Origin of the sequence: Burkholderia ubonensis (assembly GCF_902833085.1) — a bacterium.
Lineage (GTDB): Bacteria > Pseudomonadota > Gammaproteobacteria > Burkholderiales > Burkholderiaceae > Burkholderia > Burkholderia ubonensis.
On sequence record NZ_CADFEB010000002.1, the window covers coordinates 39,843 to 63,543 of the forward strand.

At 69.6% G+C, this 23,701-nt stretch carries 24 protein-coding genes and 1 pseudogene; 14 read left to right on the forward strand and 11 right to left on the reverse strand.

All coding sequences use genetic code 11. From position 1 onward, the window contains the following. Positions 1–157 precede the first annotated feature (157 nt). Entirely contained in the window at positions 158–1,993 is a 1,836-nt protein-coding gene (locus HWX31_RS04095; RefSeq protein WP_174964771.1) for a S10 family peptidase, read from the forward strand. 120 nt (positions 1,994–2,113) lie between these two features. Here HWX31_RS04095 and HWX31_RS04100 read toward each other — a convergent pair whose 3' ends face one another. From HWX31_RS04100 to HWX31_RS04120, 5 genes are all read right to left on the reverse strand, one after another. Further along, on the reverse strand, positions 2,114–2,902 hold the full coding sequence (locus HWX31_RS04100) for a sulfite exporter TauE/SafE family protein (RefSeq protein WP_174964770.1): 789 nt from the start codon (positions 2,900–2,902) through the stop codon (positions 2,114–2,116). 142 nt (positions 2,903–3,044) lie between these two features. Further along, complete coding sequence (locus HWX31_RS04105; protein WP_174964769.1) at positions 3,045–4,487, reverse strand: DHA2 family efflux MFS transporter permease subunit; 1,443 nt, start codon at positions 4,485–4,487, stop codon at positions 3,045–3,047. A 101-nt stretch (positions 4,488–4,588) separates the two neighbouring features. Beyond that, positions 4,589–5,320 (reverse strand): DsbA family oxidoreductase, encoded by a 732-nt coding sequence (locus tag HWX31_RS04110; protein WP_174964768.1) that lies wholly within the window; start codon positions 5,318–5,320, stop codon positions 4,589–4,591. 57 nt (positions 5,321–5,377) lie between these two features. Further along, complete coding sequence (locus HWX31_RS04115) at positions 5,378–6,133, reverse strand: helix-turn-helix transcriptional regulator (protein WP_174964767.1); 756 nt, start codon at positions 6,131–6,133, stop codon at positions 5,378–5,380. Beyond that, positions 6,130–7,104 carry an ornithine cyclodeaminase family protein gene (locus HWX31_RS04120; RefSeq protein ID WP_174964766.1) on the reverse strand — a complete coding sequence of 325 codons (975 nt, stop codon included), beginning with the start codon at positions 7,102–7,104 and terminating at the stop codon, positions 6,130–6,132. Before HWX31_RS04120 ends, HWX31_RS04115 begins: the two co-directional genes overlap by 4 nt. 313 nt (positions 7,105–7,417) lie before the next feature. Here HWX31_RS04120 and HWX31_RS04125 point away from each other — a divergent pair, with 313 nt between their 5' ends. The 12 genes and pseudogenes from HWX31_RS04125 to flhC all read left to right on the forward strand — a co-directional run bounded on the left by HWX31_RS04125 (position 7,418) and on the right by flhC (position 14,846). Next, positions 7,418–8,203: an ABC transporter substrate-binding protein gene (locus tag HWX31_RS04125; protein ID WP_174964765.1), complete on the forward strand. Its 786-nt coding sequence runs from the start codon at positions 7,418–7,420 to the stop codon at positions 8,201–8,203. 66 nt (positions 8,204–8,269) lie between these two features. Then, positions 8,270–9,514, forward strand: a complete 1,245-nt coding sequence (locus HWX31_RS04130; RefSeq protein WP_174964764.1) for an NAD(P)/FAD-dependent oxidoreductase — start codon at positions 8,270–8,272, stop codon at positions 9,512–9,514. Further along, a pseudogene (locus HWX31_RS35315) lies at positions 9,489–9,737 on the forward strand (hypothetical protein); the annotation flags it as partial. The gene HWX31_RS04130 and the pseudogene HWX31_RS35315, both read left to right, overlap by 26 nt. 329 nt (positions 9,738–10,066) lie before the next feature. Beyond that, positions 10,067–10,426 carry a COG4315 family predicted lipoprotein gene (locus tag HWX31_RS04135; RefSeq protein WP_174964763.1) on the forward strand — a complete coding sequence of 120 codons (360 nt, stop codon included), beginning with the start codon at positions 10,067–10,069 and terminating at the stop codon, positions 10,424–10,426. 27 nt (positions 10,427–10,453) lie between these two features. Then, on the forward strand, positions 10,454–10,969 hold the full coding sequence (locus HWX31_RS04140) for a sigma-70 family RNA polymerase sigma factor (protein ID WP_059490513.1): 516 nt from the start codon (positions 10,454–10,456) through the stop codon (positions 10,967–10,969). After that, complete coding sequence (locus HWX31_RS04145) at positions 10,966–11,748, forward strand: anti-sigma factor family protein (RefSeq protein WP_174964762.1); 783 nt, start codon at positions 10,966–10,968, stop codon at positions 11,746–11,748. The genes HWX31_RS04140 and HWX31_RS04145 overlap by 4 nt, the downstream gene beginning before the upstream one ends. A 31-nt stretch (positions 11,749–11,779) precedes the next feature. Next, a complete protein-coding gene (locus HWX31_RS04150) occupies positions 11,780–12,202 on the forward strand; it encodes a cupredoxin domain-containing protein (RefSeq protein WP_174964761.1) in 423 nt (140 codons plus the stop codon). Between the two features lie 41 nt (positions 12,203–12,243). After that, positions 12,244–12,834, forward strand: coding sequence for a LolA family protein (locus HWX31_RS04155; RefSeq protein WP_415493313.1), 591 nt, complete (start codon positions 12,244–12,246; stop codon positions 12,832–12,834). Between the two features lie 15 nt (positions 12,835–12,849). Then, on the forward strand, positions 12,850–13,398 hold the full coding sequence (locus HWX31_RS04160; RefSeq protein ID WP_174964759.1) for an SRPBCC family protein: 549 nt from the start codon (positions 12,850–12,852) through the stop codon (positions 13,396–13,398). Positions 13,399–13,731: 333 nt separating this feature from the next. Further along, on the forward strand, positions 13,732–13,872 hold the full coding sequence (locus tag HWX31_RS04165) for a hypothetical protein (protein ID WP_088500702.1): 141 nt from the start codon (positions 13,732–13,734) through the stop codon (positions 13,870–13,872). Between the two features lie 114 nt (positions 13,873–13,986). Beyond that, complete coding sequence (gene flhD, locus HWX31_RS04170; RefSeq protein ID WP_174964758.1) at positions 13,987–14,307, forward strand: flagellar transcriptional regulator FlhD; 321 nt, start codon at positions 13,987–13,989, stop codon at positions 14,305–14,307. An 11-nt stretch (positions 14,308–14,318) separates the two neighbouring features. Continuing rightward, positions 14,319–14,846, forward strand: coding sequence for a flagellar transcriptional regulator FlhC (flhC, locus tag HWX31_RS04175; RefSeq protein ID WP_174964757.1), 528 nt, complete (start codon positions 14,319–14,321; stop codon positions 14,844–14,846). Between the two features lie 58 nt (positions 14,847–14,904). Here flhC and HWX31_RS04180 read toward each other — a convergent pair whose 3' ends face one another. The 6 genes from HWX31_RS04180 to HWX31_RS04205 form a co-directional block, all read right to left on the reverse strand. Next, positions 14,905–15,954, reverse strand: a complete 1,050-nt coding sequence (locus HWX31_RS04180) for an ABC transporter ATP-binding protein (protein WP_174964756.1) — start codon at positions 15,952–15,954, stop codon at positions 14,905–14,907. A gap of 37 nt (positions 15,955–15,991) precedes the next feature. After that, positions 15,992–17,599, reverse strand: coding sequence for an ABC transporter permease (locus tag HWX31_RS04185; RefSeq protein WP_175933871.1), 1,608 nt, complete (start codon positions 17,597–17,599; stop codon positions 15,992–15,994). Between the two features lie 2 nt (positions 17,600–17,601). Continuing rightward, positions 17,602–18,636: an iron ABC transporter substrate-binding protein gene (locus HWX31_RS04190; protein WP_059661311.1), complete on the reverse strand. Its 1,035-nt coding sequence runs from the start codon at positions 18,634–18,636 to the stop codon at positions 17,602–17,604. Positions 18,637–18,683: 47 nt separating this feature from the next. Then, complete coding sequence (gene efeB, locus HWX31_RS04195) at positions 18,684–19,979, reverse strand: iron uptake transporter deferrochelatase/peroxidase subunit (RefSeq protein WP_059661465.1); 1,296 nt, start codon at positions 19,977–19,979, stop codon at positions 18,684–18,686. Between the two features lie 11 nt (positions 19,980–19,990). After that, positions 19,991–21,124, reverse strand: a complete 1,134-nt coding sequence (locus HWX31_RS04200) for an NHL repeat-containing protein (protein WP_059661309.1) — start codon at positions 21,122–21,124, stop codon at positions 19,991–19,993. An 80-nt stretch (positions 21,125–21,204) separates the two neighbouring features. Then, positions 21,205–22,671 (reverse strand): carbohydrate porin, encoded by a 1,467-nt coding sequence (locus HWX31_RS04205; protein WP_059661307.1) that lies wholly within the window; start codon positions 22,669–22,671, stop codon positions 21,205–21,207. Between the two features lie 697 nt (positions 22,672–23,368). Here HWX31_RS04205 and groES point away from each other — a divergent pair. Further along, the gene (groES, locus tag HWX31_RS04210; protein ID WP_004186661.1) at positions 23,369–23,662 is read left to right on the forward strand and encodes a co-chaperone GroES; all 294 of its coding nucleotides are present in this window, start codon (positions 23,369–23,371) and stop codon (positions 23,660–23,662) included. The last annotated feature ends 39 nt before the right edge of the window (positions 23,663–23,701 follow it).

The following is a 23,701-nucleotide window of genomic DNA, read 5'->3' on the forward strand; positions in this document are numbered from 1 at the left end:
CTGAATATCGGGTGGGGTAAATCATGCCGGTCGATTTGCGTCGATCCGGTAAAAAACTCGGAGTGCGTCGCATAACGAATGCGCTCCTGGTGCGGAACGCCGGATCAAATCATCCTTTGCGTCCGGCGATATTTATCGTTCTGTTCGAGAGGCAATAATGACGACACTGAAGTCCTTGAAAGACGGTTTCGCGCTATTTGGAACGACGCTGAGCGGCCCGCTCGTCGCCGCGACGGCCGCCGCGCTGCTCGTCACGGGGTGCGGCGGCGACGACGGCGCGAGCCCGTCCGCCGCCGCGGCCGCCGCGGCCACGGCCGCGAATACGCCGGCGTCCGGCGCGGCGACGAACGCCGCGCAGGCCGACCAGCCGTTCGTCGACACCGACGTCTACGGCACCGGTCCCAACGACGCGGTGACCGACGCCGCCGAAGGCGCGGCGGTCGTGCACCGGCAGGTGTCGATCGGCGGCAAGGTCATCAAGTACACGGCCACCGCCGGCCACCTGACGACGATCGATCCGGTCACGTCGCAGCCGAACGCGAAGATGTTCTACGTCGCGTACACGCAGGACAATCCCGACCCGTCGAAGCCGCGCCCGGTCACGTTCTTCTACAACGGCGGCCCCGGCTCGTCGTCGGTCTACCTGCTGCTCGGCTCGTTCGGCCCGAAGCGGCTGCAGTCGTCGTTCCCGAACTTCACGCCGCCCGCGCCGTACAAGCTGCTCGACAACCCGGACAGCCTGCTCGACCGCTCTGACCTCGTGTTCATCAACCCGGTCGGCACCGGCTACTCGGCGGCGATCGCCCCGGCGAAGAACAAGGACTTCTGGGGCGTCGACCAGGACGCGCGCTCGATCGACCGCTTCATCCAGCGCTACCTGACCAAGTATTCGCGCTGGAACTCGCCGAAGTTCCTGTTCGGCGAGTCGTACGGCACCGCGCGCAGCGCGGTCGTGTCGTGGGCGCTGCATGAGGACGGCATCGAGCTGAACGGGATCACGCTGCAGTCGTCGATCCTCGACTACGCGAACGCGCTGTCCGCGACCGGCATCTTCCCGACGCTCGCCGCCGACGCGTTCTACTGGAAGAAGACGACGCTCACCCCGACGCCGACCGACCTCGACGCGTACATGGTGCAGGCGCGCAACTACGCGGACAACGTGCTGACGCCGCTCGCGCAGGCGCCGAATCCGCAGGACGGCGGCTTCGTCAACGTGCGGCTGAACCTGAACCTGCAGACCGCGCAGCAGATGGGTTCGTACATCGGCACCGATCCGGTCTCGCTGATCCAGACCTTCGGCAACCCGGCGGCGCTCGGCAACGTGCCGTCGTCGAACAACAACCCGCCGTACACGTTCTTCCTGACGCTCGTGCCGGGCATCCAGATCGGCCAGTATGACGGCCGCGCGAACTACACGGGCCAGGGCATCGCGCCGTTCATCCTGCCGAACTCGGGCGGCAACGATCCGTCGATCAACAACATCGGCGGCGCGTACACCGTGCTGTGGAACAGCTACCTGAACACCGACCTGAAGTACACGTCGACGTCGTCGTTCGTCGACCTGAACGACCAGGTGTTCAACAACTGGGACTTCAGCCATACGGACCCGACCGGTGCGAACCGCGGCGGCGGCAACACGCTGTACACGGCGGGCGACCTTGCTTCGTCGATGAGCCTGAACCCGGACCTGAAGGTGCTGTCCGCGAACGGCTACTTCGACTCGGTGACGCCGTTCCACCAGACCGAGCTGACGCTCGCGCAGATGCCGCTCGATCCGACGATCAAGGCGCAGAACCTGACGATCAAGAACTACCCGTCGGGCCACATGATCTACCTGAACGACGCGTCGCGGACCGCGCTGAAGGGCGATCTCGGCAGCTTCTACGACGGCATCCTCGCGAACCGCGCGGCGTTGCAGCGCGTGCAGAAGCTGCAGATGCGCGCGCAGCAGCTGCGCCAGCAGAAGCTGGAGCAACAGCAGCAGCTCCACTGAGCGCGGGCGGCGCACGCGCCGCCTGACGCGAGGTAAAAGACGCGACGTAAAAAAACGCCGCCCGGTCACGAGCCGGGCGGCGTTTTTGACTGGAGCGGCGCGCGCATGGCGCGCCTGCCGTCACGCGAGCACGAGCCGCAGGCCGACCGCGACGAGCGTCGACGCGAGCAGGTTGCGCAGCAGGCGCTCGGGCGCGCGCGTCGACAGCACGCTGCCGATCACGATGCCGGGCAGCGAGCCGATCAGGAGCGACAGCAGCATCGACCAGTCGACCGAGCCGAGCAGCCAGTGGCCCATGCCGGCGACGAGCGTGAGCGGGACCGCGTGCGCGATGTCGGAGCCGACGATGCGGGTCGTCGCGAGCGCCGGGTACAGCAGCAGGAGCACGGTGACGCCGATCGCGCCGGCGCCCACCGACGTCATCGACACCAGCACGCCGAGCACCACGCCCGTCAGCACGGTCGACCACAGCGTGCGCGCCGGGCTCGGCGCGAGCGGGTTGCGCGCGGCGAGCGCCGCGAGCTGCGGGCGGAAGATCAGCGCGAGCGACGTGAGCAGCAGCGCGCCGCCGAGCACGAGCTGGATCAGCCGCGCGGCGCCGGGCGTGTGCATCCCGTACGTGTGAAGGATCCACAGCGTGACGGCCGACGCCGGGACGCTGCCCGCGGCGAGCCGGCCCGTGATGCGCCAGTCGACCGAGCCCTTCAGGCCGTGGACCAGCGTGCCGGTCGCCTTGGTCGCGGCCGCGTACAGCAGGTCGGTGCCGACCGCGGTCGCCGGGTGGACGCCGAACAGCAGCACGAGGATCGGCGTCATCAGCGAACCGCCGCCGACGCCCGTCAAGCCGACGAGGATGCCGACGAACAGGCCGGACAGGGAGTACAGCAGATCGATATGAGGGAGCGACATCGGCAGCAGGCGATTGGGTGGCGTTCGGCGGCGCGCGGCGGCGGCGCGCGCGTCAAAGTCCGACATTGTCGCAAAACTGGCGGGGCGGTGTACGACTGCGTTAAAAATCGGCGGCCCGGCCGCCTGCGGCCGATGCCCCAAATCAGTGCATCGCGCTGCCGACGCCGCTTCCTGCCACGGCCTGCCGCCGGATGCGCAGCGCAAGGCCGATCAGCGCGGCCGCGGCCGCGAACACCGCGCCGAACGCGAACGCGACGTGATAACCGCCGTTCAGCGCGTCGAGCGGCGCGGCCTGGCTTGCGGCGAGCGCATCGGTGCGCGCGGCCGCGAGGCTCGCGAGCACGGCGAGCCCGAGCGCGCCGCCCATCATGAACGCGGTGTTGACGATGCCGGACGCGAGGCCCGAATCCGCGGGGTCGACGTCGCCCATCGCGGCGAGCAGCACCGGATTGAACGCGACGCCCGCGCCGACGCCGAGCAGCGTCATGCCGGGCAGCACGTGCCACACGAAGCCGCCGTCGACCGGCGCGCGCGCGAACAGCGCGAGGCCGCACGCGGCGAGCAGCAGGCCGGCGGCGATCGGGCCGCGGATGCCGAAGCGCATCACGATCCGCGCCGACAGCCCGAGCGAGAACGCGGCCATGATCAGGTTGGCCGGCAGGAACGCGAGGCCGACCTGGAGCGGTTGGTAGCCGAGCACGCGCTGCATGTACAGCGCGGACAGGAAGAACCATGCGAACATCGCGGCCGCCCACAGCACGCCGATCGCGTTCGCGAGCGCGACGTTGCGCTTGGCGAACAGCGTGAGCGGCATCAGCGGGTGCGCGACGCGCGCCTCGATCGCGATGAACAGCGCGAGCAGCGCGGCGGCCGCGCCGACGAGCGCGACGGTCTGCGTCGACAGCCAGCCGGCCTCGTTGCCGTTGACGATCCCGTAGACGGCGAGCATCAGCGACGCGGTCACGGTGACGGCCCCCGCGACGTCGAGCCGCGCGTCGGCGGCCGGCGCGCGCGTGCGCGGCAGCAGCGCGGTGCACAGCGCGTAGACGGCGATGCCGATCGGCAGGTTGACGAGGAAGATCCAGTGCCACGACAGCGCGCTCGTCAGCAGCCCGCCGAGCAGCACGCCGATGCTGCCGCCGCCCGCGCAGACGAAGCCGTAGACGCCCATCGCTCGCGCCCGCTCGCCGGTCTCGGTGAACAGGTTCATGATCAGCGACAGCGACACCGCCGACACGATCGCGCCGCCGAACCCCTGCACCGCGCGCGCGGCGATCAGCATCGTCTGCGACTGTGCGACGCCGCAGGCGAGCGACGCGAGCGTGAACACCGTGAGGCCCGCGAGGAACATGCGCCGGTGTCCGTACAGGTCGCCGAGCCGGCCGCCGAGCAGCAGGCAGCCGCCGAAGGTCAGCATGTATGCGTTGACGACCCAGACGAGCGCCGTCTCGCTGAAGTGCAGGTCGGCGCTGATCGACGGAAGGGCGACGTTCACGATCGTATTGTCCAGCACGATCATCAGCACGCCGAGGCAGAGGACGATCAGCGTGTACCAGCGCTTCTCGCCGTGGATGCCGTGGGTCATGGGGAGGTGGCCTCTCTGTTAGTTATTTGAATGAAAGGCCACATTGTAGACGCCGCCCGGCGCGGCTTCCTGCCGGTTTCTGGCAGCAGTGAAGCGGACTGTTACGCGTGCGGCGGCAGCGCGCAGCCGTCGGGGCCGCATGCGGCCGCGTCGTCGCCGCCGATCGCGACGATGCCGTCCTGCCACGCCTGCTCGAGCGCCTGCGCGAACACGTCGGCCGGCTGTGCGCCGGACACCGCGTAGCGCCCGCCGAACACGAACAGCGGCACGCCGCGGCCGCCGATCTCCTCGGCCCGCGCGACGTCGGCGTCGACTTCGCTCCGGTACGCGTCGCTGCGCAGCACCGCTTCGACCGCCGCGCGCTCGAGCCCCGCGTCGACCGCGAGATCGGCGAGCGTGCCGTGATCGAACAGCGAGCCGTGCTCGCTGAAATACGCGCGATACAGCCGCTCGGTCAGCGCATGCGCACGGCCGGTGGTTTCCGCGAGCTTCACGAGCCGGTGGCCGTCGAGCGTGTCGCCGACGAGCGTGCCGGGCAGGTCGTAGCGCAGCCCGACGCTTGCGGCCGCGTCGGTTACCTGCCGCAGCATCTGGTCGACCTGCGCCGGCGCCAGCCGATACTTGCCGGCGAGCATCGCCTCGACCGGCTCGACCGGCTGGCCGGGGAACAGCCGGTACGCGCGCAGCGCGACGTCGACGCGGTCCGCGTGCGCGAACGCGGCGAGCGCCTCGTCGAAACGGCGCTTGCCGATCCAGCACCACGGGCAGATCAGGTCGGACCAGATTTCGACGGTCAGCGTCGGGCGAAGCGCGGGGGAGGAGGCGGTCGGCATGGGAGGGCGGTTCGGGAAAAAGTGTAACCGCGACTATATCACTTTTTGCTTCGACGCCTATGCGTCGCCCTGCGTGTCCTTCAGATGCTTGAGATGCTTGTAGACCGTCGCGCGTCCCATCCCGAGCACGTTCGCGACGTAGTTCGCCGCGCTCTTGCCGCGGAACGCGCCTTCCGCGTAAAGCGCCTCGACGAGCTCGCGCCGATGTTCGCGCGTGAGCCCGTTCAGGCCGATCTGCCGCTCGCGCAGCCAGCTGTGCAGGAACGTGTTGATGCGTTCCTGCCAGTCGTCGCGGAACAGCTCGTCCGGCTGCGCGACGACGCCCGCGCCCTTGATGAACAGGTCGAGCGTCGCGCGCACTTCGTCGAACACCGCGATGTTGAAGTTGATGCACATCATCCCGGCCGGATGCCCTTCGTCGTCGAACAGGATGTTGCTGACGCAGCGCATCCGCCGGCCGTCCCAGTTGAGCTTCTCGTAAGGGCCGATCACGCGCTCGCGCGCCGAGTGGTCGATTTCCTCGAGCGCGGAGTCGTCGCCGACCTCGCGCTTCGACAGGTTGTTCGCGAGGTACAGCACGGTCTGGTCGTGCAGGTCGTGAATCACGACTTCCGCGTAGGGGAAGAACAGCGTCGCGATGCCGTCGGCAAGCGGCGCGTAGCGGGACAGCAGCAGGTCTTTGACGGGAGATTTCTTCTTGCGCATCGGGATCGCACTCTCGGGTGAGCCGCGGTCGGGCGCACCGGCACGCCGAGGCGCGGCCGCCGCGGCGGTTGCGCCATTGTATCGGGCTCGCGTGCGCGCGCGGCTCATGCGTGCGTCAGGTGCGTGTAGAGCGCATGCGCGATCGCGACGTCCTCGAGACCGAGGCCGATCGAGCGGAAGAACGCATGGCGCGTGCGCGACGGCGCCGGGCACGCGCCGTGCACGAGCGCCGGCAGGTCGCCCGCGATGCGTTCGACGCGCCAGCCGTGCTCGGCGACGGCGCGCTGCATCTCGCCCGCGCTCGCGGGCGTCGTGTGCCGGTAGTCGCAGTACACGTCCATGTCGGGCAGCCACGCGGGCGGGATCTCGTGCGCCTGCGCGACGTTCGTGCTGATCGACGTGACGAGCGCGGGGCGCGTGAGCATTCCGTCGCCGAGCACCGGCACGCCCGACGACGTGCACAGCATCACGACGTCCGCGTCGCGCACGCACGCGTCGACACTGTCGGCCGGCCGCGCACGCGGGTCCAGCCGCGCGAGTTCGGCATGCAACGCCGCGTTGCCGGCCAGCGCCGGCGAATGGACGCGGATCGTCTCCCAGTCGCGCAGCGCCGCCGTGTGCCGCAGGTGCGCGAGGCCGACCGCGCCCGTGCCGATCACCGCGAGATGCTTCGCATCGCCGGGCGCGAGGCAGTCGACCGCGAGCGCGGTCGTGCCGGCGGTGCGCTCGATCGTCAGGCGCTGCGCGTCGCACCACATCAGCGGCTGGCCGGTCTGCATCGACATCAGCGCGGTCCATGCGGTGACGATCGGTCTCCCGTCGGGTTTTTCGCCCGTCACGATGTACGGCGACAGCTTCGCGCCGAACACCTGCTCGTCGGCGAGCGCGCCGAGATAGGTGATGAAGTCGCCGGCCTGGTCGGGGAACAGCGTGAGCGTCTGCGGCGGCTGCACCGCGCGTGCTTGCCCGAGCGCGGCGAACATGCGGCGCAGCGTGCCGAGCACGTCGAGCGACGGCAGGGCGGCGCGCACCATCGCGTCGTCGACGGTCAGCGGCAGGGTCGGGGCGGCTTGCGTCATGGATGCGTCTCCAGTGGGGCCGGACGAGCGGTCTCGCGACGTGGCGTCCGGCGGTGTTCGTGATGGACGAAAAGTCTAATATAGACTCATGATGTCGGGCGAGTTTTTCTTTTCAGGCTGTCCGTCGTTCCGACAGGCTTTGAAAAAGTGCCTGAAATCAAGGCATTAGATGGACGGGTGTCGATCCCGGCGAAGCAAAACCGGGGTACGATTATCGTATCCCCTATAGTCCATAGTAGACTTTCAGTCTATATTTCGCGTGCATGGAGTCGCGCTGCCGATCTTCATTGCCTCAACCCGGACAGGACACGTCATGAACTGGAAGCTTGCCTTTTGCGCTGCCGCGGCCTTCGCGGGCGCGGCCGTCACGGCCCACGCGGAACAATCCGCCAATACGTTGCGCTTCGGGATCGAAGCCGCCTATCCCCCGTTCGAGAGCAAGACGCCGGCCGGGCAACTGCAGGGCTTCGACGTCGACGTCGGCAACGCCGTGTGCGCGAAGCTGAAGATGAAGTGCGTGTGGGTCGAGAACGCGTTCGACGGGCTGATTCCCGCGTTGCAGGCGCGCAAGTTCGACGCGATCAATTCGGCGATGAACATCACCGCGAAGCGCCGGCAAAGCATCGATTTCACGCCGGCGATCTACGTCGTGCCGATCGTGATGGTCGCGAAGCACGGCTCGCCGCTGCTGCCGGACGCGGCAAGCCTGCGCGGCAAGCGCGTCGGCGTGCTGCAGGGCTCGTCGCAGGAGGATTTCCTGAAGGCGCACTGGGCCGGCGCGGGCGTGTCGATCGTGTCGTACCAGGATCAGGACCAGATCTACGCGGATCTCGTCGCGGGCCGCCTCGACGCCGCGGTGCAGGAAGCGCAGACCGCGCAGGACGGCTTCCTCGACAAGCCGGCCGGCCGCGATTACCAGATCGTCGGCGAGCCGCTGAAGGACCCGGCGACGCTCGGCGAAGGCACGGGCTTCGGGATGCGCAAGGGCGACAAGGCGCTGCAGGCGAAGCTCGTCGGCGCGCTCGATGCGCTGAAGAAGGACGGCACGCTGAGCGCGCTGTCGCAGAAGTACTTCAAGCGCGACATCATCGCGAAGTAAGCACGGCCGCGCCGGGCGCACGACCCGGCGCGCGTCGCACCGAATCTCGACGCAGTGCGAGGAAGCATGGATTTCGACGTCATCGTCCTGGGGGCCGGCATTGCCGGCGTGTCGTCGGCGCTGCACCTGCAGGATCGCGGCCTGCGCGTCGCGCTCGTCGACCGGCGCGCGCCGGGCGAGGAAACGAGCCACGGCAACGCGGGGCTGATCGAGCGTTCGTCGGTCGTGCCGTATGCGTTTCCGCGCAACTTCGGCACGCTGCTGCGCTACCTGCGCAACCGCTCGGTCGATCTCTACTGGGACTACAAGGCGCTGCCCGCCTATGCCGGCTGGCTCGCGCGCTTCTGGCGGGAATCGTCGCCCGAGCGGCTCGCGGCCGCCGCGCGCGACATGCTGCCGCTCGTCGCGGCGAGCGTTGCCGAGCATGACGCATTGCTCGCGCGCACCGACGCGCAGCCGCTCGTGCACGACGGCGGCTGGCTCGAGGCGTTCCGTTCGCCCGCGCTGTTCGACGCTGAAGCGCGCGCACAACGGCGCATCGCGGACGAACATGGGCTGCGGATGGCCGTGCTCGACGCCCGTGCGTTGCGCGACCGGGAGCCGGGCCTCGGCGACGCGTTTTGCGGCGCGTTCCACTGGCAGGACCCGAAGACCGTGTCGAATCCGGGTGGATTGACGAAGGCGTACGCGCGGCTGTTCGAGCGCGACGGCGGCACGTTCGCGCTCGGCGACGCGACCACGCTTGCGCAGGAACGCGACGGCTGGAGCGTCGACACCGCGCATGGACGGATCGCGGCCGGCTCGGCGGTGCTCGCGCTCGGCCCGTGGTCCGACCAGGTGTTTGCGCCGCTCGGCTACCGGATTCCGCTGCGCGCGAAGCGCGGCTATCACATGCATTACCGGCCGACGCGCACGCCGCTCACCGTGCCCGTCTGCGACACCGAGGAAGGTTTCGTGGTCGCGCCGATGGACGGCGGCCGCCTGCGGCTCACGACCGGCGTCGAGATCGCGCTGCGCGGCGCACCGCCGACCGGCATCCAGCTCGCGCGCGCGGAGCCGCTCGCGCGCGACGCGTTCGGCATCGGCGAGCGGCTCGATCCCGCGCCGTGGCTCGGGATGCGGCCGTGCACGCCCGACATGCGCCCGGTGATCGGGCCGGCGCCGCGGCACCCGCGGCTGTGGTTCGCGTTCGGCCACTGCCATCACGGGCTGACGCTCGGCCCCGCGACCGGCCGCCTGCTCGCCGAGATGATGACGGGGGCACCGACCTACATCGATCCCCATCCTTATCGGCCGGCGCGCTTCGGCTGAGCGGGCCGGCAGCACGGCCGGTGCGATCGGCACGGCGCTGACGACCGGCGCGACCGCGACGGCCACGGTCGTCAACTCGGCCGGCGCCGCAGTGGGCACGGCGCTCGGCTCGACGCCGAGCGTGTCGGTCACGCCGCACTCGGGCGGCGGCTCGGCGAACAACCCGCTGGCGCCGGTGTCGTCGCTGCTGACGACGCTGACGACGCTGACGGGCGCACTGCCGAGTAACGCAGCGGGAGACCCCGGGCAGCGGCGCGCATCGCCGTTGTCCGCCGGCGGTCAAGCAAGGCGGCATGAAAGCGATGTCATGCCGCCTTTTCCATTCGACCCCGCTTGCGCACCCCGCGAACCCGGCCGTCACTTGCCGCTTCCACGCATTTGTCGGGTCGCGAGGGAATAATCGGCTGCGCTCGTCCGTTTATTTACTGAGTCACGGCGCGGCCGCGCGGCGGGATAATTTTCACGATGGCGTCGATTCTCCCGTTTCGCGACGGCCGCGTCCGCGCCCGGCGGCGCCGTGTGCGTCGCCATGCCATGCGAAGGAGAGCGGGAATGAAACGGATGCTGCTCGTCGCCGCGCTGACGATCGGGGCGGCGCTGCCCGCCGCCGCGGAGCTGCCGCAGGTCAGCGGCGGGAAGCTCGTCGACGAAGACCGGATGACGCTGTACACGTTCGATCGCGACGCGCCCGGCAAGAGCCAGTGCGACAGCGCCTGCACGGCCAGCTGGCCGCCGGCGCTCGCCGATGCCTATGACAAGGCGTCGGGTGCATGGAGTCTCGTCAAGCGCGACGACGGCAAGATGCAATGGGCGTACAAGGGACACCCGCTGTACCGGTGGAAGACGGACGGCAAGCCGGGTGACGCGGGAGGAGACGGGATGGGCGGCATGTGGCACGTTGCGCGGCCGTGACGGCGCGACCCTGCGCGAGGTGTCCGGATGAGCTACGAATCGGACCTGCTGGTATGGCTGCCGCGCCTGACGCGGTATGCACGCGCGCTGACGGGCGACCCGGCCTGGGCCGACGATCTCGTGCAGGACACGCTCGAACGCGCGCTGAACAAGCCGCCGCGCGTCGACGGCAACCTGTGCGCGTGGCTGCTGACGCTGCTGCGTCACCGCTTCATCGACCAGCTGCGCGCGCGGCGCGAGATCGCGGTGGATGACGCGACCGCGCCCTGGCAGACGATGGCCGCGCCCGCGGGCGAGATCAGCGGGCTGTTGCTGCGCGACGTGCAGCGCGCGCTGTACCGGCTGCCCGTCGAGCAGCGCGAGGTGCTGCTGCTGGTGGCGCTCGAGGAGCTGAGCTACCAGGAGGCCGCGCAGGTGCTGGCGGTGCCGGTGGGCACCGTGATGTCGCGGTTGGCGCGGGCGCGCGAGCACATGCGCGCGCTGTTGTCGGACGATGCGTCGGCGAGCCAGCACGCCGCGCTACGGGTGATCAGGAAGACATGATGGACGATTCGCGCAAGCCCTCGAACGAACACGACGCGGACGCGTCGGCCCGGCTGCTGTCCGCGCTGCTGGACGGCGAGCTGTCCGGGCCGGAGCGCAGCGAGGTGCTCGAACGCCTGCAGGCGAATCACGAGGATGCCGAACGATTCGCGCATTACCGTGCGCAGCGCGCCGCGCTGCAGGCGCTGTTCCCGCTGCCCGGCGCGGCGCCGGTGCTGTTCGTGCAGCGCCGCGCATCGTGGCGTCGCGCCGTCGCGGCCGGCCTCGGCGGGCTCGCGGCCGGGCTGCTGCTCGGCCTCGCGCTGCATGCCGGATGGACGACGTTCGGCGGGACGCCGGCGTTTGCCGCGCGCGCGGACGTTGCGTACGCGGTGTACGCGATCGATCTCCAGCACCCGGTCGAAATCGGCGCGAGCGAGCCGGAGCGGCTCGCGGCGTGGCTGTCGGAGCGCGTCGGCCAGCCGGTGCGCGCGCCGTCGCTCGCCGAATACGGCTACACGCTGATCGGCGGGCGGCTGCTGCCCGGCGTATCGGGGCCGGCCGCGCAGTTCATGTACCAGCGCGCGGACGGCGAGCGCGTGACGCTGTACGCGACCGTGTTCGGCGGGCGCAGCGTGGCGCCGCGCGCGCTCGTTGCCGACGGCCGCCGCACCTACTTCTGGTCGGATCGCGGGATGGGCTATGCGCTGTCCGGCCGCGGCAGCGAGCCGCGCCTGCGCGAGATCGCGATGGAAGCGTGCGGCGCGCTCGGCGGCTCGACCGACGCGTGGAAGGGATGACGAGCCGCGTAGCGCGGAAACGGAGGATGCGATGTGGCGGACGGCCCGAATCCTGTTGCTTGCACTGGCGGCCGGCGCGGCCGGCATGGGCGCCGCGCGCGCCGCCGACGATGCGCCGGTGCGCGTGCCGGTCGACGCCGACGGCGTGCAGCGGATCGCGATCGTCGGCGGCAGCTACTTCTTTCACCCGAGCCACGTGATCGTGAAGGCCCGCGTCCCGGTCGAGCTGACGGTGTCGAAGGAGGCCGGGCTGACGCCGCACAGCTTCGCGATCGACGCGCCGCAGGCCGGCATCGCGGTGCGCACCGAGTTGTCGACCACGCCGAGGACCTTCCGCTTCACGCCGACGCAGGCGGGCCGCTTCGCCTACTATTGCACGCATCGGCTGCTGTTCCTCAAGAGCCACCGCGACCGCGGCATGGAGGGCGTGCTGGAGGTCGAGGGGGCGCCGTGATTGCCGGATGGCTGGCCGCCGCCGCGTTGCTTGGAGCGAGCATGACCGCAGACCCCGTGACCGTCGCGCAGACGCATTTCGAGCAGGCGAGCTCGTACCGGGCGACGATCCGTGCGTGGCCGCGGCAGGGCGAGCATACCGAGATCCGCTACGCGTACCGCAAGCCCGGCTATATCCGGATGGATTTCGTTGCGCCGCATCATGGCGCGGTGCTGGTCTACGATCCGGTCAGCCGCAAGGTGCGGGTGCGGCCGTTCGGTGCGCACCTGCCGCCGGCGCTGTCGCTGGCGCCCGCCAATCCGCTCGTGCGCGACCCGAGCGGCCGCCGGGTCGACCAGTCCGATGTCGGCGAGCTGCTGCGCAACGTGCGCGCGCTTCAGGAAGGCGGCGTGACCGTGCTGCAGGGCGAGGAGCCGGTCGGCGGCCGGACCGCGCTGCGCGTCACCGTCACCGGCGCGCCCGCGCATGCGGTGGCGGGCGTGCATCGCTACCAGCTATGGCTCGACGCCGGGGACGGCTTTCCGCTGAAGGTGGTCAGCTTCGCGGACGGCGACGACCGGCCGCTCGAGACCGTCACGCTCGACGACGTCGAGATCGACGTCGCGTTCCCCGATCATTTCTTCGATCCCTGATATGCCGGAGGCGGCATGGCTGAGTACCGGTTCTCGACGACGTGGCGGGTGGACGCGCCGTTGGCGGCGGTCTGGACCGCGATCTACCAGGTCGACATGTGGCCGGACTGGTGGAAGGGGGCGGAGCGGACCGTCGAGGTCGAGTGCGGCGACCCGCACGGCATCGGCGCGCTGCATCGGTACACATGGAAGGGCGCGCTGCCGTACCGGCTGAGCTTCGACATACGCGTGCTGCGCGTCGAGCCGATGCGCGTGCTCGAGGGCCGCGCGAGCGGCGCGGTCGAGGGCGACGGCCGCTGGTCGTTCGCCGGCGATGCCGAGCGCACGGTCGTTCGCTACGACTGGCACATCCGCACGCACTTGCGCTGGATGAACTGGCTCGCGCCGCTGGCCCGTCCGCTGTTCAAATGGAATCACGACGTCGTGATGCGCGAAGGCGCGCGCGGGCTCGCGCAACTGCTCGGCGCCTGCGTCGAGACGGACGGTCGCTCGTTCGCGCCCGTCGCCGGCGCGTGCCGCGCGTGCTGTGCGGACCCGCAGGGCGGGCCGGCGGGCCGCGGCTGACACGGGGGCGAAGGCGCCGCGCGGGGCTGTCAGCGGCGCGCCGGCCCTGTCGGCGAATCCCTACACCACGGCGCGCAAAAATATGACGTGAAGATCGGCATTCGATGATTTAAATCACGCCCGCCGTTGCCGATACTTTCCTCACAACAAACGTATTCCGTTTTTCGTCCGACGTGATCGAACCTGCCCCCGACGCAGGTGCCGATATCCCCACGACGGACGCCTCCGTGCCCGGTTCAGCGATCGAACGCTGCATGAGGCTTGAGTGGCTGGCTTCCTTTTTGTCGAACCAGCAGCTTGACAACCCGTATTCAAAACCACACGGAGACCATCATGAGCCGCGCAGCCCAGGACCTGATCGAATTGCAACGCCTCGCCCAGAACGGCGCCGGCGCGTTGACCGAGCACCTTTTACGCGAACTGGCGAAGAGCCTCATTGCCGAGGGCGTGTCGGACGTGCGCGGCGGATGCTGAACGCCGGGTATGTCCGGCGGCGCGCGCGACGGCGCCCCCATGGAGCGATGACGAACGGCAGGCCGGCGATGCACGCCGGTCACACGCGGCGACCCCGCCTCAACGGAGAGAGACGTGAACCATAACAACGAGACGCTGGATTCGATTCGGGACATCAACCTGTCTTATCTGATGCTCGCGCAACGCCTGCTGCACGACGATCGCGAGGCGGGCATGTTCCGGCTCGGCCTGTCGGCGCCGCTCGCCGAGCTGCTGTCGACGCTGACGCTCGCGCAGACGACGCGGCTTGCGACCTGCGACCAGCTGCTGTGCGGCTTCCGGTTCGGCGATCACGCGATGCTGTCCGCGCTCGCGAAGTCGCCGATGCATGCCGACGTCGCGCACACGCATGCGGCGATCCTGCTGGCGGGCCAGCCGGCCGCGCAGTTCGCGTGACGGGGGCGGCCGTGTCGAAGGCAAGCCTCATCGAATACGCGCGCGAAGTGTCGCGCGCCGTCGATCTGATCGAGCTCGGCGCGCGCATGCAGCTGCTCGAATCCGAGCTCACGCTGTCGCGCGAGCGCCTGATCCGGCTCTACCGCGAGGTGAAAGGCGCGTCGCCGCCGAAGGGCATGCTGCCTTCGTCGGCCGACTGGTACATGACGTGGCAGGCGAACATCCACGCATCGCTGTTCTACAACACCTACCTGTTTCTCAAGGACGAGGCGCGCTGCTCGCACCTCGACGCGCTGACGAAGGGTTATCGGCTGTATCGCGAGCACTGCACGCATGCGGGCATGGACGTGCAGCTCGACCTGACGCGCGCGTGGACGCTCGTGCGCTTCTTCAGCGGCGGGATCCTGCAGATGACGCCGTGCCCTCGCTGCGGCGGCAGGTTCATCGGGCACAAGTACGAATTGCACGGGCGCAAGGCGTGCGCGATCTGCCGGCCGCCGCCGCGCGCGGGCAAGACGGCGAAGCACGCGACGCATTGAATGATCCGCATGCCGGCGTGCGGGCGGGCGTGAGGTGCGGCGCCCCGCGCCGCGAACCTCAGCGCAGGTACGCCATCACCGCGCCGTCGACCGCGAGCGCGACACGCTCGCCGACGGCTGGACAGCGATGGCCGGGCACCCGCGCACGCACGAGCGTGTCGGGCGCGGCCGCGAGGCGCGCGACCACGTCGGCGTCCTGCCCCGCGAATTGCGCGGATTCCACCTGCGCCGGATGGCCGCATGCGGCGTCGGCAAGCGCCGCGCGCGCGACGTGAATCTGCTCGGGGCGCAGCATCGCATCGGCCGGGCCGTCGGGCAGCGGCGCGACGAGCGGCAGCTCGCCGAGCGCGCACACGATGCGGCCGTCGCGCACCTGTCCCGCCAGCAGCACGGCCTGGCCGACGAACGACGCGACGTCGCGCGTGACGGGCTGCCGGTAGAGCGTCTGCGGTGCGGCCGTCTGCACAAGGCGGCCTTGCCACAGCACCGCGACTTCGTCGCCGAGCGTCATCGCCTCGGGCTGGTCGTGCGTGACGAGCACCGACGTCGCGCCGGCCGCGGCGAGCGCGACGGCGACCGCGCCGCGCGTCTCGTGCCGCAGTGACGTGTCGAGCGCCGAGAACGGCTCGTCGAGGATCACGAGCGACGGCTCGGGCGCCAGCGCGCGCGCCAGTGCGACGCGCTGCTGCTGGCCGCCGGAGAGCTGTTGCGGCGCGCGGCTCGCATACGACGCCGGCAGGCCGACCATCTCGAGCAGTTCGCCGACGCGCCGCTGCGCGCGTCGCGCCGCGCGCGGCAGCCCGAATGCGATGTTGTCCGCGACCGTCAGATGCGGAAACAGCGCCCCTTCCTGCGGCACGTAGCCGATGCGCCGCCGCTCGGGTGCGACGTGCGTGTCGGCCGATGCGACGCAGCGGCCGTCGATGTCGACCGTGCCGCGGTCCGCACGCTCGAAACCGCACAGGATGCGCAGCAGCGTGGTCTTGCCGCTGCCCGACGGGCCGAGCAGCGCGACGAGCGTGCCGCGCCGCACCGTCAGGTCGACGTCGTGCAGCACCGCGTGTGCGCCGAAGGACTTGGAGAGGCCGCGGATTCGGAGTTCGCTCATGGAGGGATCGGGTAGGGCGGGGCGGGCGGATGGCGGCTCACGCGCGCACGGAGGCCCGGCCGAGCAGCAGGAACAGGACGACGGACGCGCCGAGCGACAGCGCGACGAGCAGCGCGGCATACGGCGCGGCGGCCGCGAACGCGAGCTGCGACGTGTCGCTCCACACCTGCGTCGCGAGCGTGCGCGTGCCGGTCGGCGACAGCAGCAGCGTCGCGTTCAGCTCGGTGACGACCGAGATGAACACCATCGTCGCGGCCGCGCCGAGCCCCGGCGCGACGAGCGGCAGCACGACGCGCATGAAGGTCTGCCGCCAGCCGAGCCCGAGCGCGCGCGCGGTTTCCTCGAGCTGCTGCTGCACGTGCAGGAACGCCGCGCGCACGCTGACGACGGCGAGCGGCAGGAACAGGATCGCGTACGCGCCGATCAGCATCGGCGCGCTCTGGTACAGCGGCTCGACGAGCCGCACCGTCAGCGAGACCAGTGCGAGCGCGATCACGATGCCCGGCACGCCCTGCGCGGTCATCGCGATGCGCTCGAACGCCGTTGCGACGCGGCCCGGAAAGCGCGCCAGCAGGAACGCGATCGGCAGCGCGAGCAGCGTCGTCAGCGCGGCGCCGGCGAGACCGTAGCCGGCGGACACGAGCGATGCGTGCCACAGCAGCGCGGGCGACACGTCGGCCGGCGTCACCGCGGCGGCGCCTTGCTGCGTGAGCCAGTAGCCGATCGTCGCGAGCGGCACGCCGAGGGTCGCGGCCGTGAGGGCGACGAAGCCCGCGACGGCGACGCCGCGCCATGCGCCGAGCTCGTAGCGCAGCGCGGCGCGGCGCGCCGCGCGGTGCGTGAGCCCGTAGCGCGCGCGGCCGCGCACGCGCGCTTCGACGGCCACGCAGACGAGGCACAGCGCGATCAGCACGCAGCCGAACAGCGATGCGCCGCCGCCGTCGAACGACGTGCGGTATTCGGCGTAGATCTCGGTCGTGAAGGTGCGAAAGCGCAGCAGCATGAACGCGCCGAATTCGGACAGCACGCCGAGCGCGACGAGCAGCATGCCGCCGTAGAGCGCCGGGCGCAGCTGCGGCAGCACGACCCGCATGAAGATCTGCCGAGGCGAGCAGCCGAGCGTGCGCGCGCTTTCCTCGAGCGCGGGGTCGAGCTCGCGCAGCGCGGCGGCGACCGGCAGGTAGACGAGCGGAAAGTACGCGGCGCTCAGCACGATCAGCGCGCCGAGGAAGTCCTGCAGGTCGAGGCTGATCGACACCCACGCATAGCTCGTGACGAACGGCGGCACCGCGAGCGGCGCGGCGGCGAGCGCGGCCCACAGCGGCCGCAGCGGCAGCGTCGTGCGTTCGACGCACCACGCGACCGCCGTGCCGAGCACCGCGCAGGCGAGCGTTGCCGCGAGCGTGATCAGCAGCGTATTGACGAGCAGTTCGCCGACGAGCGGCCGCCACAGCAGGTCGAGCGCATCCTGCGCGCCGAGCGTTGCCGCGCGATACAGCGTGAAGCCGATCGGCAGCAGGATCGCGAGCGGCCCGAGCAGCGCGGCCGCGACGAGCGCGCGCGGCGCGCGCCGCCGTGCCGCGCCGCGGCCGGCGCCGGGCGCGACGGCGGCGACGGTGGGCGTGGCGGGAACGGCGTCGAGCATGCTCAGAGCAGGCCGGCCTGGCGCAGCAGCTTGCCGGCCTGGCTGTCGTCGCCGAGTTGCTCGAACGACATCGACGGTGGGCTCAGCTCGTTGAACGGCTTGAGGATCGGGTCGGGTGCGACGCCCGGGTGCAGCGGATACTCGAAGCTGACGTGACTCGTCGCCATCAGCTTCTGCGCGCGCTCGCTGACGAGATACGCGACGAACTTCTGCGCGTCGGCCGCATGCTTCGACGCCTTCAGCACCGCGGCGCCCGACACGTTGACGACGCCGCCGACGTCGCCATGCGCGAAGTGATGCACGGCGCTCTTCGTCGACTTGTCGCCGAGCTCGGCGTGCAGGCGCGCCCAGTAGTAGTTGTTGACGATGCCGGTGACGACGCCGCCCCGGTTGACGGCCGCCGTCACGCCTTCCTCGTCGTCGAAGATCTGCGCATTGGTCTTCAGGCCTTTCAGCCATTGCAGCGTCGCGGCTTCGCCGTGCAGCGCGAGCACCGCGCTCACGAGCGGCAGGAAGTCGGCGTCGCTCGGCGCGACGCCGACCTTGCCCTTCCATTCCGGCTTCGCCAGATCGAGCAGCGACGCGGGCAACTGCGGCGGCTGGAGCTTGGCCGTGTTGTAGATCAGCACGCTCTCGCGCGCGAGCACGCCCTGCCAGTTGCCGTCGGTCGCGTTGAAGCGCGCGGGCACGGCCTTCAGCGCATCGGCGTCGACTTTCGCGAGCAGGCCCTTGTGGTCGAGCAGCACCAGCTCTGGCGAGTTCTCGGTGAAATACACGTCGGCCGGCGTGCGGTCGCCTTCGGCGACGAGCTGTGCGGCGAGCGCCGGGCCTTCGCCCGAGCGCACCTTCACGCTGATGCCGCTCTGTGCTTCGAAGTCCTTGACGAGCTGGTTGACGACCTGCTCGTGCTGCGCGTTGTACAGCGTGAGCGTGGCGGCATGCGCGGGCGTCACGTGCAGCGCGCCGGCCAGCATCAGCGCAGCGGCGGCCGCGGCGACGAGGTGCCGCATCGGGCGGCTGACGGGAGAAGTCTTCATGTCGGTAATCGGGTAGTGAATCCGGAAAGGCCGGCTGGCGTGTCGAACTACGCGCCGAACAGCGCCGCGCCGATGAACGAACCAGGCTGTGCGCCCGGCGGGCACGCGAAGATCGCGCTGCCGACGTGCGTGGTGAACTGGTTCATGATGTCCAGCTTCGCGAGCTTCTCGTTGATCGGGATGAAGCCGCGGCGCGGGTCGCGCTGGTGCGCGACGAACATCAGCCCCGCGTCGTACTCGGTCTGCTGGCGCCACGGCGGCCAGCGCTCGATGTAGAAGTTGGTGCTGTCGTTGTACGAATACGCGCGGCGCAGGATCTGCGCGCCGTTGTTCAGTTGCGGCGACGCGAGGCGCGCGTGCGAGTTGTCGGGAATCACCGGGTTGCCGTCCTTGTCGGCCGCGTCGAGGTCGAGCGGCTCGAACTCGTGCTTTTGGCCGAGCGGCGCGCCGCTGTACTTGTGACGGCCGACCACCTGCTCCTGGAAGCCGAGCTCGGTGTTGTCCCAGTGCTCGAGCGTGATGCGGATGCGGCGCACGACCGTGTAGGTGCCGCCGTTCATCCATGCGGGGCCTTCGCTGCCGGCCCACACGAATTCGTTCATCGCGGCCGGATCGGACATCGGCGGATTCATCGTGCCGTCCTTGAAGCCCATCAGGTTGCGCGGCGTCTCGCCGGGCTTGCCGGACGTGAAGCCGGCCTGGCCCCAGCGCATCTGCGTGGCGCTTGCGCCGAGGCGCACGAGCTGGCGCACCGCGTGGAACGCAACCTGCGCATCGTCCGCGCAAGCCTGGATGAACAGGTCGCCGCCGGTCTTCTCGGGCAGCAGCTGGTCGCCGTTGAAGCGCGGCAGGTCGACGAGCGCGGCGGGGCGGTGCTTCGCGAGGCCGTAGCGGTCCTTGCCGGCGAGCGCGAACATCCCCGGCCCGAAGCCGAATGTGATCGTGAGCCGCGCGGGGCCGATGCCGAGCGCGTCGCCGCCGTCGACGGGGGCCGCGTCGTCCCCGCCCGACGTGACGAGCGGCTGCGCGGTCTCACCGCGCGACATGCGCGCGGCGGCGTCGGTCCAGGTTTTCAGCAGCGCGATCACGTCCGCGCGCTTGGTCGTAGTCAGGTCGAGCGCCGCGAAATACGCGTGGCGCTGCTGCGGCGTCGTGATGCCGCCCTGGTGCTTGCCGTAGAACGGCTCGACGTCGTCGTGCGCGGGCGCGTTCGGCGGCGGCGCGTCGGCCGCATGCGCGGCGGGCATCGACGCTGCCGCGAGGCCCGCGGCCACCGCCGCGCCGCCGGCCTTCAGGAAGCCGCGTCGCGCGGGGCGCGGCGGCTGGTTGAGATCGTCTGCCATGGTCGGTTCCGTCACTTCGCGAGCATCAGCGTGTTGACATCGTCGGCGACGAAGTAGAAGCCGTCGCCTTCCGGCGTCATCGCGATGCCGAACAGGTCGCCGCTGCCGGGCGGCGTTTGCGCCTTGTCGGTGTTGATCCAGCGCGCATACAGCTGCTTGCCGGCGACGGGGTCGATCTCGACCACCTGGCCGTTCAGCGCGTTGGTCGCGAGCAGATGGCCGTTCGGCGCGGTCGCGAGCGCAAGCGGGCGGTGCAGGAAGCCGTCTGCCGTGACCTGTCGGCCGACGCCCGCGCTCGTGTCGCGGGTCAGCGGATCGTCGATCTCGACAATTCGGTTGCCGATCGCATCGGACACGTACAGCTTCTTCTGGTCGCCGGACAACGCGAGCCCGGTCGGGCCGACGAGGAACACGCTCTTGTCCGCCTGCGCGCCGAGGCCGCTCGCGATCACCGTCTCCTGCTTGATCACCGGCGGCTGGCCATTGGGGATCGCAAGGTCGAGACGCAGCACGGTCGCCTGCTTGTAGACGGGCGGGTTGCCGTCGGCACCGCCGACGCCGAATCCGGCCATGCTGACGAACAGCGTCGCGCTGTCGCCGCGGTCGACCACGGCCATGTTGCCCCACGGGTCGTTGATGTTCGGGGTCGACCACGTCGACGCGATCTTGCCGTGCGGATCGAGCACGACCAGGCAGCCGGCGCCCTTGGTGTTGGTCGTGCCGTCGTTGCTCGGCGTGCTGCCGACGATCACCCAGCCGGATTTCAGCATCGTCATCGCGGTCGACAGGCCGACGCCGCCCGGGCACGCCTTCAGGTCGCGCGGGATCGACGCGAACAGGCTCAGCTGCTTCGTCGACGGGCGATAGTTGACGATCGTGCTGCCGGTGCCCTGCAGGTTCGCGGCGTTGTTGAAGTTGTCGACGAGCACGTCGCCTCGCTGGATCGTGCCGGCCGACACGGGGGCGACCGCGATCGCGTACGGGTTCTGGTCGCCGTTGTCCGGGACCGTGTTGACGAGCGTCGCGTGGCGGTGCAGCGTCTCGAGGAAGCCTTGCGGCTCGGCGTGCGCGAAGGCAGCGGCGGCCAGCGCGGCCGCGGCCAGCGCGATCGTCGCGAGGCGGCGAAGCGGGGCGGATTCGATCATGCGGAGTCTCCTGGGAGGCGCGCCGGCGGCCGGCGCGCGAAAACGGGATACGGGGCGGGCAGGTGGCGACGCGCGGACGATCAGAACGTGATGACCGTGCGCGCGCCGAGCACGAACGTGTTGCGCAGCGGCTGGGTCGGGTCGGCCGGATTCTGGCCGGCGCCTGCGTTGAACGTGTACTGCGCGTCCGCCGCGATCGTCCACCACGGGTTGATCTGGTACTGGTAGGTCGCCTCGACCGTCGTCTCCTGCGTGCGCACACCGTACGGGCCGTTCGAGAACGCGATCTGGTCGCGGTCGAGCGACGTCGCATGATTGCCGATCTTGATGTACGTGACCGCGAGGCCGACGCTGTCGTTGTCGCGGCCTTCGAACGGCGCCTTCAGCACGACGCCGGCGTTCGCCGCGAAGCTGACGAGATTGCGGTCGCCGGGCGCGCCCATTACGCGCGCGAACACGCCGAGGCTTTTCGCGCCGGTCGGGTCCGGGCGCCAGATCATCTGGTCCGCGACCGCGTAGAAGCTGGCGTTGCCGTGGCGCTGCTGCGCGTTGCCGTTCGATGCCGGATCGGCGAGCGACAGACCGTCGGTGCCGATGCGCGGATCGGCGAAGCGGCCGTTGTGATACCAGACGCCGATCTTGTAGGTGCCGGGCAGCCCGTTCGAATGGCCGGTGTCCATCTCGCCTTCGGACGGCTGGTTCAGCGCGTACTGCAGCTCGCCGATGTAGAGCGCGCCGTTGTGCAGGTTGAAGTTCGTGCCGCTCAGGTTGTTCGGGTTGTTGCCGAGCGGATCGCCGTCGAACACGCCCGCGAGCGCGGTGAGCTTCGGCGTGAGCTGCGCGCGCACGCGCACGCCGAGTCCGGCGAGCGGATACGCGGGGCCGCCGTTCGGCAGGTCGTAGGACGGCAGCGCGGGCCAGCCGAACATCGTGTTGACGAACGTGTTCGCGTAGGTGCTGACCATGAATTCCTGGTCGAGGCTCTGCTGGCCGATCTTCACGTCGACGCGCCTGTCGAGGAACGACTGCTGGTACCACAGCTCCCACAGTCGCGTCGTGTCCTGCGCTTCGATGCCGCTCGCAGTGTTGAGCGTGCCGAGGTTGTATTGGCTCAGGTTGCGGCCGTGGATCTGCAGCGCGCTGACGTTGAACGTGCCGCCCGGCAGGCCGATCGCCTTGCGGGTGTCGACGGTCAGCGTCGCCGTCGTCAGCCCGTCGTAGGTGCCGCCGCGGTTCAGGCCGCCGCGCAGGTTCGCGAGGTATTCGCTGGTTTCGGTGATCAACAGCGTCGCGCCGTACTTGCCGAGCCACGGGCGGATGCCGCCCATGTCGCCGAGCAGGCTCTGGCGGGTCCAGACGCCGGTCCACATGTCGGTCGGCTTGGCCTGGATCGCGAGGTCGGCTTCGGGAGCCCCCGGCTGCGCGTCGACGGACGCGGCGGCGAACGCGGCGGCGCTGACGAGCGAGCCGCAGACGAAGAGGGCCGCGCGCGCGGCCGGGCGCAGCCGCGCGCGGATGCCGTCTCCATTGGACGATGCAAACTTCATGTCTAACCCCCTGGTTCCATTTGATCTGGAGTCCTGCTTTTCCGGCGCTCTTCGAACGCTCGGCGACGGGTGGCCAAGGCATGAAGATGAACGCAACGCGGCGCATCGTAGGAGCATCAAACAATAAAGTCAATGCAAACGAGAATGATTCGCATCTAAATTACTGGATGTAATTGCCGGTCTTACGGATAGGGCCTGACGCATGTTTCCAAAGCATCGGAAATGTAAATATCGGCGTAATGAAAATGAATGAATTGATCAGTGTCGATGTGTTCGGGGAGGGGGGCGGCGTCAGGAGCCGGACGACTCACGACACGATCCAGGCAGGGGCGACGTTCGACCGACGAAATTCGCGGCATCGCGCGGCCGGCAAGGTGGGTGGGCAGCGTGTTCGGACACCCCGTGCTTACCCGGTATCCAACAGGGGCGGATCGCCCGCAAGTTGGCGTGAAGGCGCCGCGACGAGTCTGGGGATTTTCTGTAAGTCTATGTTTTTAAATCATATTGTTTGGGTTTTGCGGTGCGCTTCGGGCCGTTCGGACGCGCGTAAAAATCGTGCTTCCCCCCTTCTTGAATTTGTCAAAACCCGTCCATATAATTAGCACTCGCTGCACGAGAGTGCTAACAATTTTCTGCCGGGCGTCCCGCCGGGCAGATTCCCAAGCGTTCTTCAATCTCAGTCAAGAGAGGAGTGAATATGAACCTTCGTCCTTTGCACGATCGCGTGATCGTCAAGCGCCTCGATCAGGAAACCAAGACCGCCTCGGGCATCGTGATCCCCGACGCAGCCGCTGAGAAGCCGGACCAAGGCGAAGTCCTGGCCATCGGCCCGGGCAAGCGCGACGACAAGGGCGCGCCGATCGCGCTCGACGTGAAGGTCGGCGATCGCGTCCTGTTCGGCAAGTACGCCGGCCAGACCGTCAAGGTCGACGGCCAGGAACTGCTGGTGATGCGCGAAGAAGACATCATGGCCGTGGTCAACGCCAAGTAAGCGTCCACTAACGGTACATATTCCCAAGAATCCAAGGAG

Excerpts from the sequence above, each read along its gene's own strand:
- HWX31_RS04205 (WP_059661307.1), bottom strand. The coding sequence starts at position 22,671 with ATGAAGTTTGCATCGTCCAATGGAGACGGCATCCGCGCGCGGCTGCGC.
- HWX31_RS04100 (WP_174964770.1), bottom strand. The coding sequence starts at position 2,902 with ATGTCGCTCCCTCATATCGATCTGCTGTACTCCCTGTCCGGCCTGTTC.
- HWX31_RS04140 (WP_059490513.1), top strand. The coding sequence starts at position 10,454 with ATGAGCTACGAATCGGACCTGCTGGTATGGCTGCCGCGCCTGACGCGG.
- HWX31_RS04095 (WP_174964771.1), top strand. The coding sequence starts at position 158 with ATGACGACACTGAAGTCCTTGAAAGACGGTTTCGCGCTATTTGGAACG.
- HWX31_RS04185 (WP_175933871.1), bottom strand. The coding sequence starts at position 17,599 with ATGCTCGACGCCGTTCCCGCCACGCCCACCGTCGCCGCCGTCGCGCCC.
- HWX31_RS04125 (WP_174964765.1), top strand. The coding sequence starts at position 7,418 with ATGAACTGGAAGCTTGCCTTTTGCGCTGCCGCGGCCTTCGCGGGCGCG.
- HWX31_RS04105 (WP_174964769.1), bottom strand. The coding sequence starts at position 4,487 with ATGACCCACGGCATCCACGGCGAGAAGCGCTGGTACACGCTGATCGTC.
- groES (WP_004186661.1), top strand. The coding sequence starts at position 23,369 with ATGAACCTTCGTCCTTTGCACGATCGCGTGATCGTCAAGCGCCTCGAT.
- HWX31_RS04110 (WP_174964768.1), bottom strand. The coding sequence starts at position 5,320 with ATGCCGACCGCCTCCTCCCCCGCGCTTCGCCCGACGCTGACCGTCGAA.
- HWX31_RS04165 (WP_088500702.1), top strand. The coding sequence starts at position 13,732 with ATGAGCCGCGCAGCCCAGGACCTGATCGAATTGCAACGCCTCGCCCAG.
- efeB (WP_059661465.1), bottom strand. The coding sequence starts at position 19,979 with ATGGCAGACGATCTCAACCAGCCGCCGCGCCCCGCGCGACGCGGCTTC.
- HWX31_RS04120 (WP_174964766.1), bottom strand. The coding sequence starts at position 7,104 with ATGACGCAAGCCGCCCCGACCCTGCCGCTGACCGTCGACGACGCGATG.
- HWX31_RS04135 (WP_174964763.1), top strand. The coding sequence starts at position 10,067 with ATGAAACGGATGCTGCTCGTCGCCGCGCTGACGATCGGGGCGGCGCTG.
- HWX31_RS04155 (WP_415493313.1), top strand. The coding sequence starts at position 12,244 with ATGACCGCAGACCCCGTGACCGTCGCGCAGACGCATTTCGAGCAGGCG.
- HWX31_RS04115 (WP_174964767.1), bottom strand. The coding sequence starts at position 6,133 with ATGAGCCGCGCGCGCACGCGAGCCCGATACAATGGCGCAACCGCCGCG.
- HWX31_RS04160 (WP_174964759.1), top strand. The coding sequence starts at position 12,850 with ATGGCTGAGTACCGGTTCTCGACGACGTGGCGGGTGGACGCGCCGTTG.
- HWX31_RS04130 (WP_174964764.1), top strand. The coding sequence starts at position 8,270 with ATGGATTTCGACGTCATCGTCCTGGGGGCCGGCATTGCCGGCGTGTCG.
- HWX31_RS04145 (WP_174964762.1), top strand. The coding sequence starts at position 10,966 with ATGATGGACGATTCGCGCAAGCCCTCGAACGAACACGACGCGGACGCG.
- HWX31_RS04180 (WP_174964756.1), bottom strand. The coding sequence starts at position 15,954 with ATGAGCGAACTCCGAATCCGCGGCCTCTCCAAGTCCTTCGGCGCACAC.
- HWX31_RS04190 (WP_059661311.1), bottom strand. The coding sequence starts at position 18,636 with ATGAAGACTTCTCCCGTCAGCCGCCCGATGCGGCACCTCGTCGCCGCG.
- HWX31_RS04200 (WP_059661309.1), bottom strand. The coding sequence starts at position 21,124 with ATGATCGAATCCGCCCCGCTTCGCCGCCTCGCGACGATCGCGCTGGCC.
- HWX31_RS04150 (WP_174964761.1), top strand. The coding sequence starts at position 11,780 with ATGTGGCGGACGGCCCGAATCCTGTTGCTTGCACTGGCGGCCGGCGCG.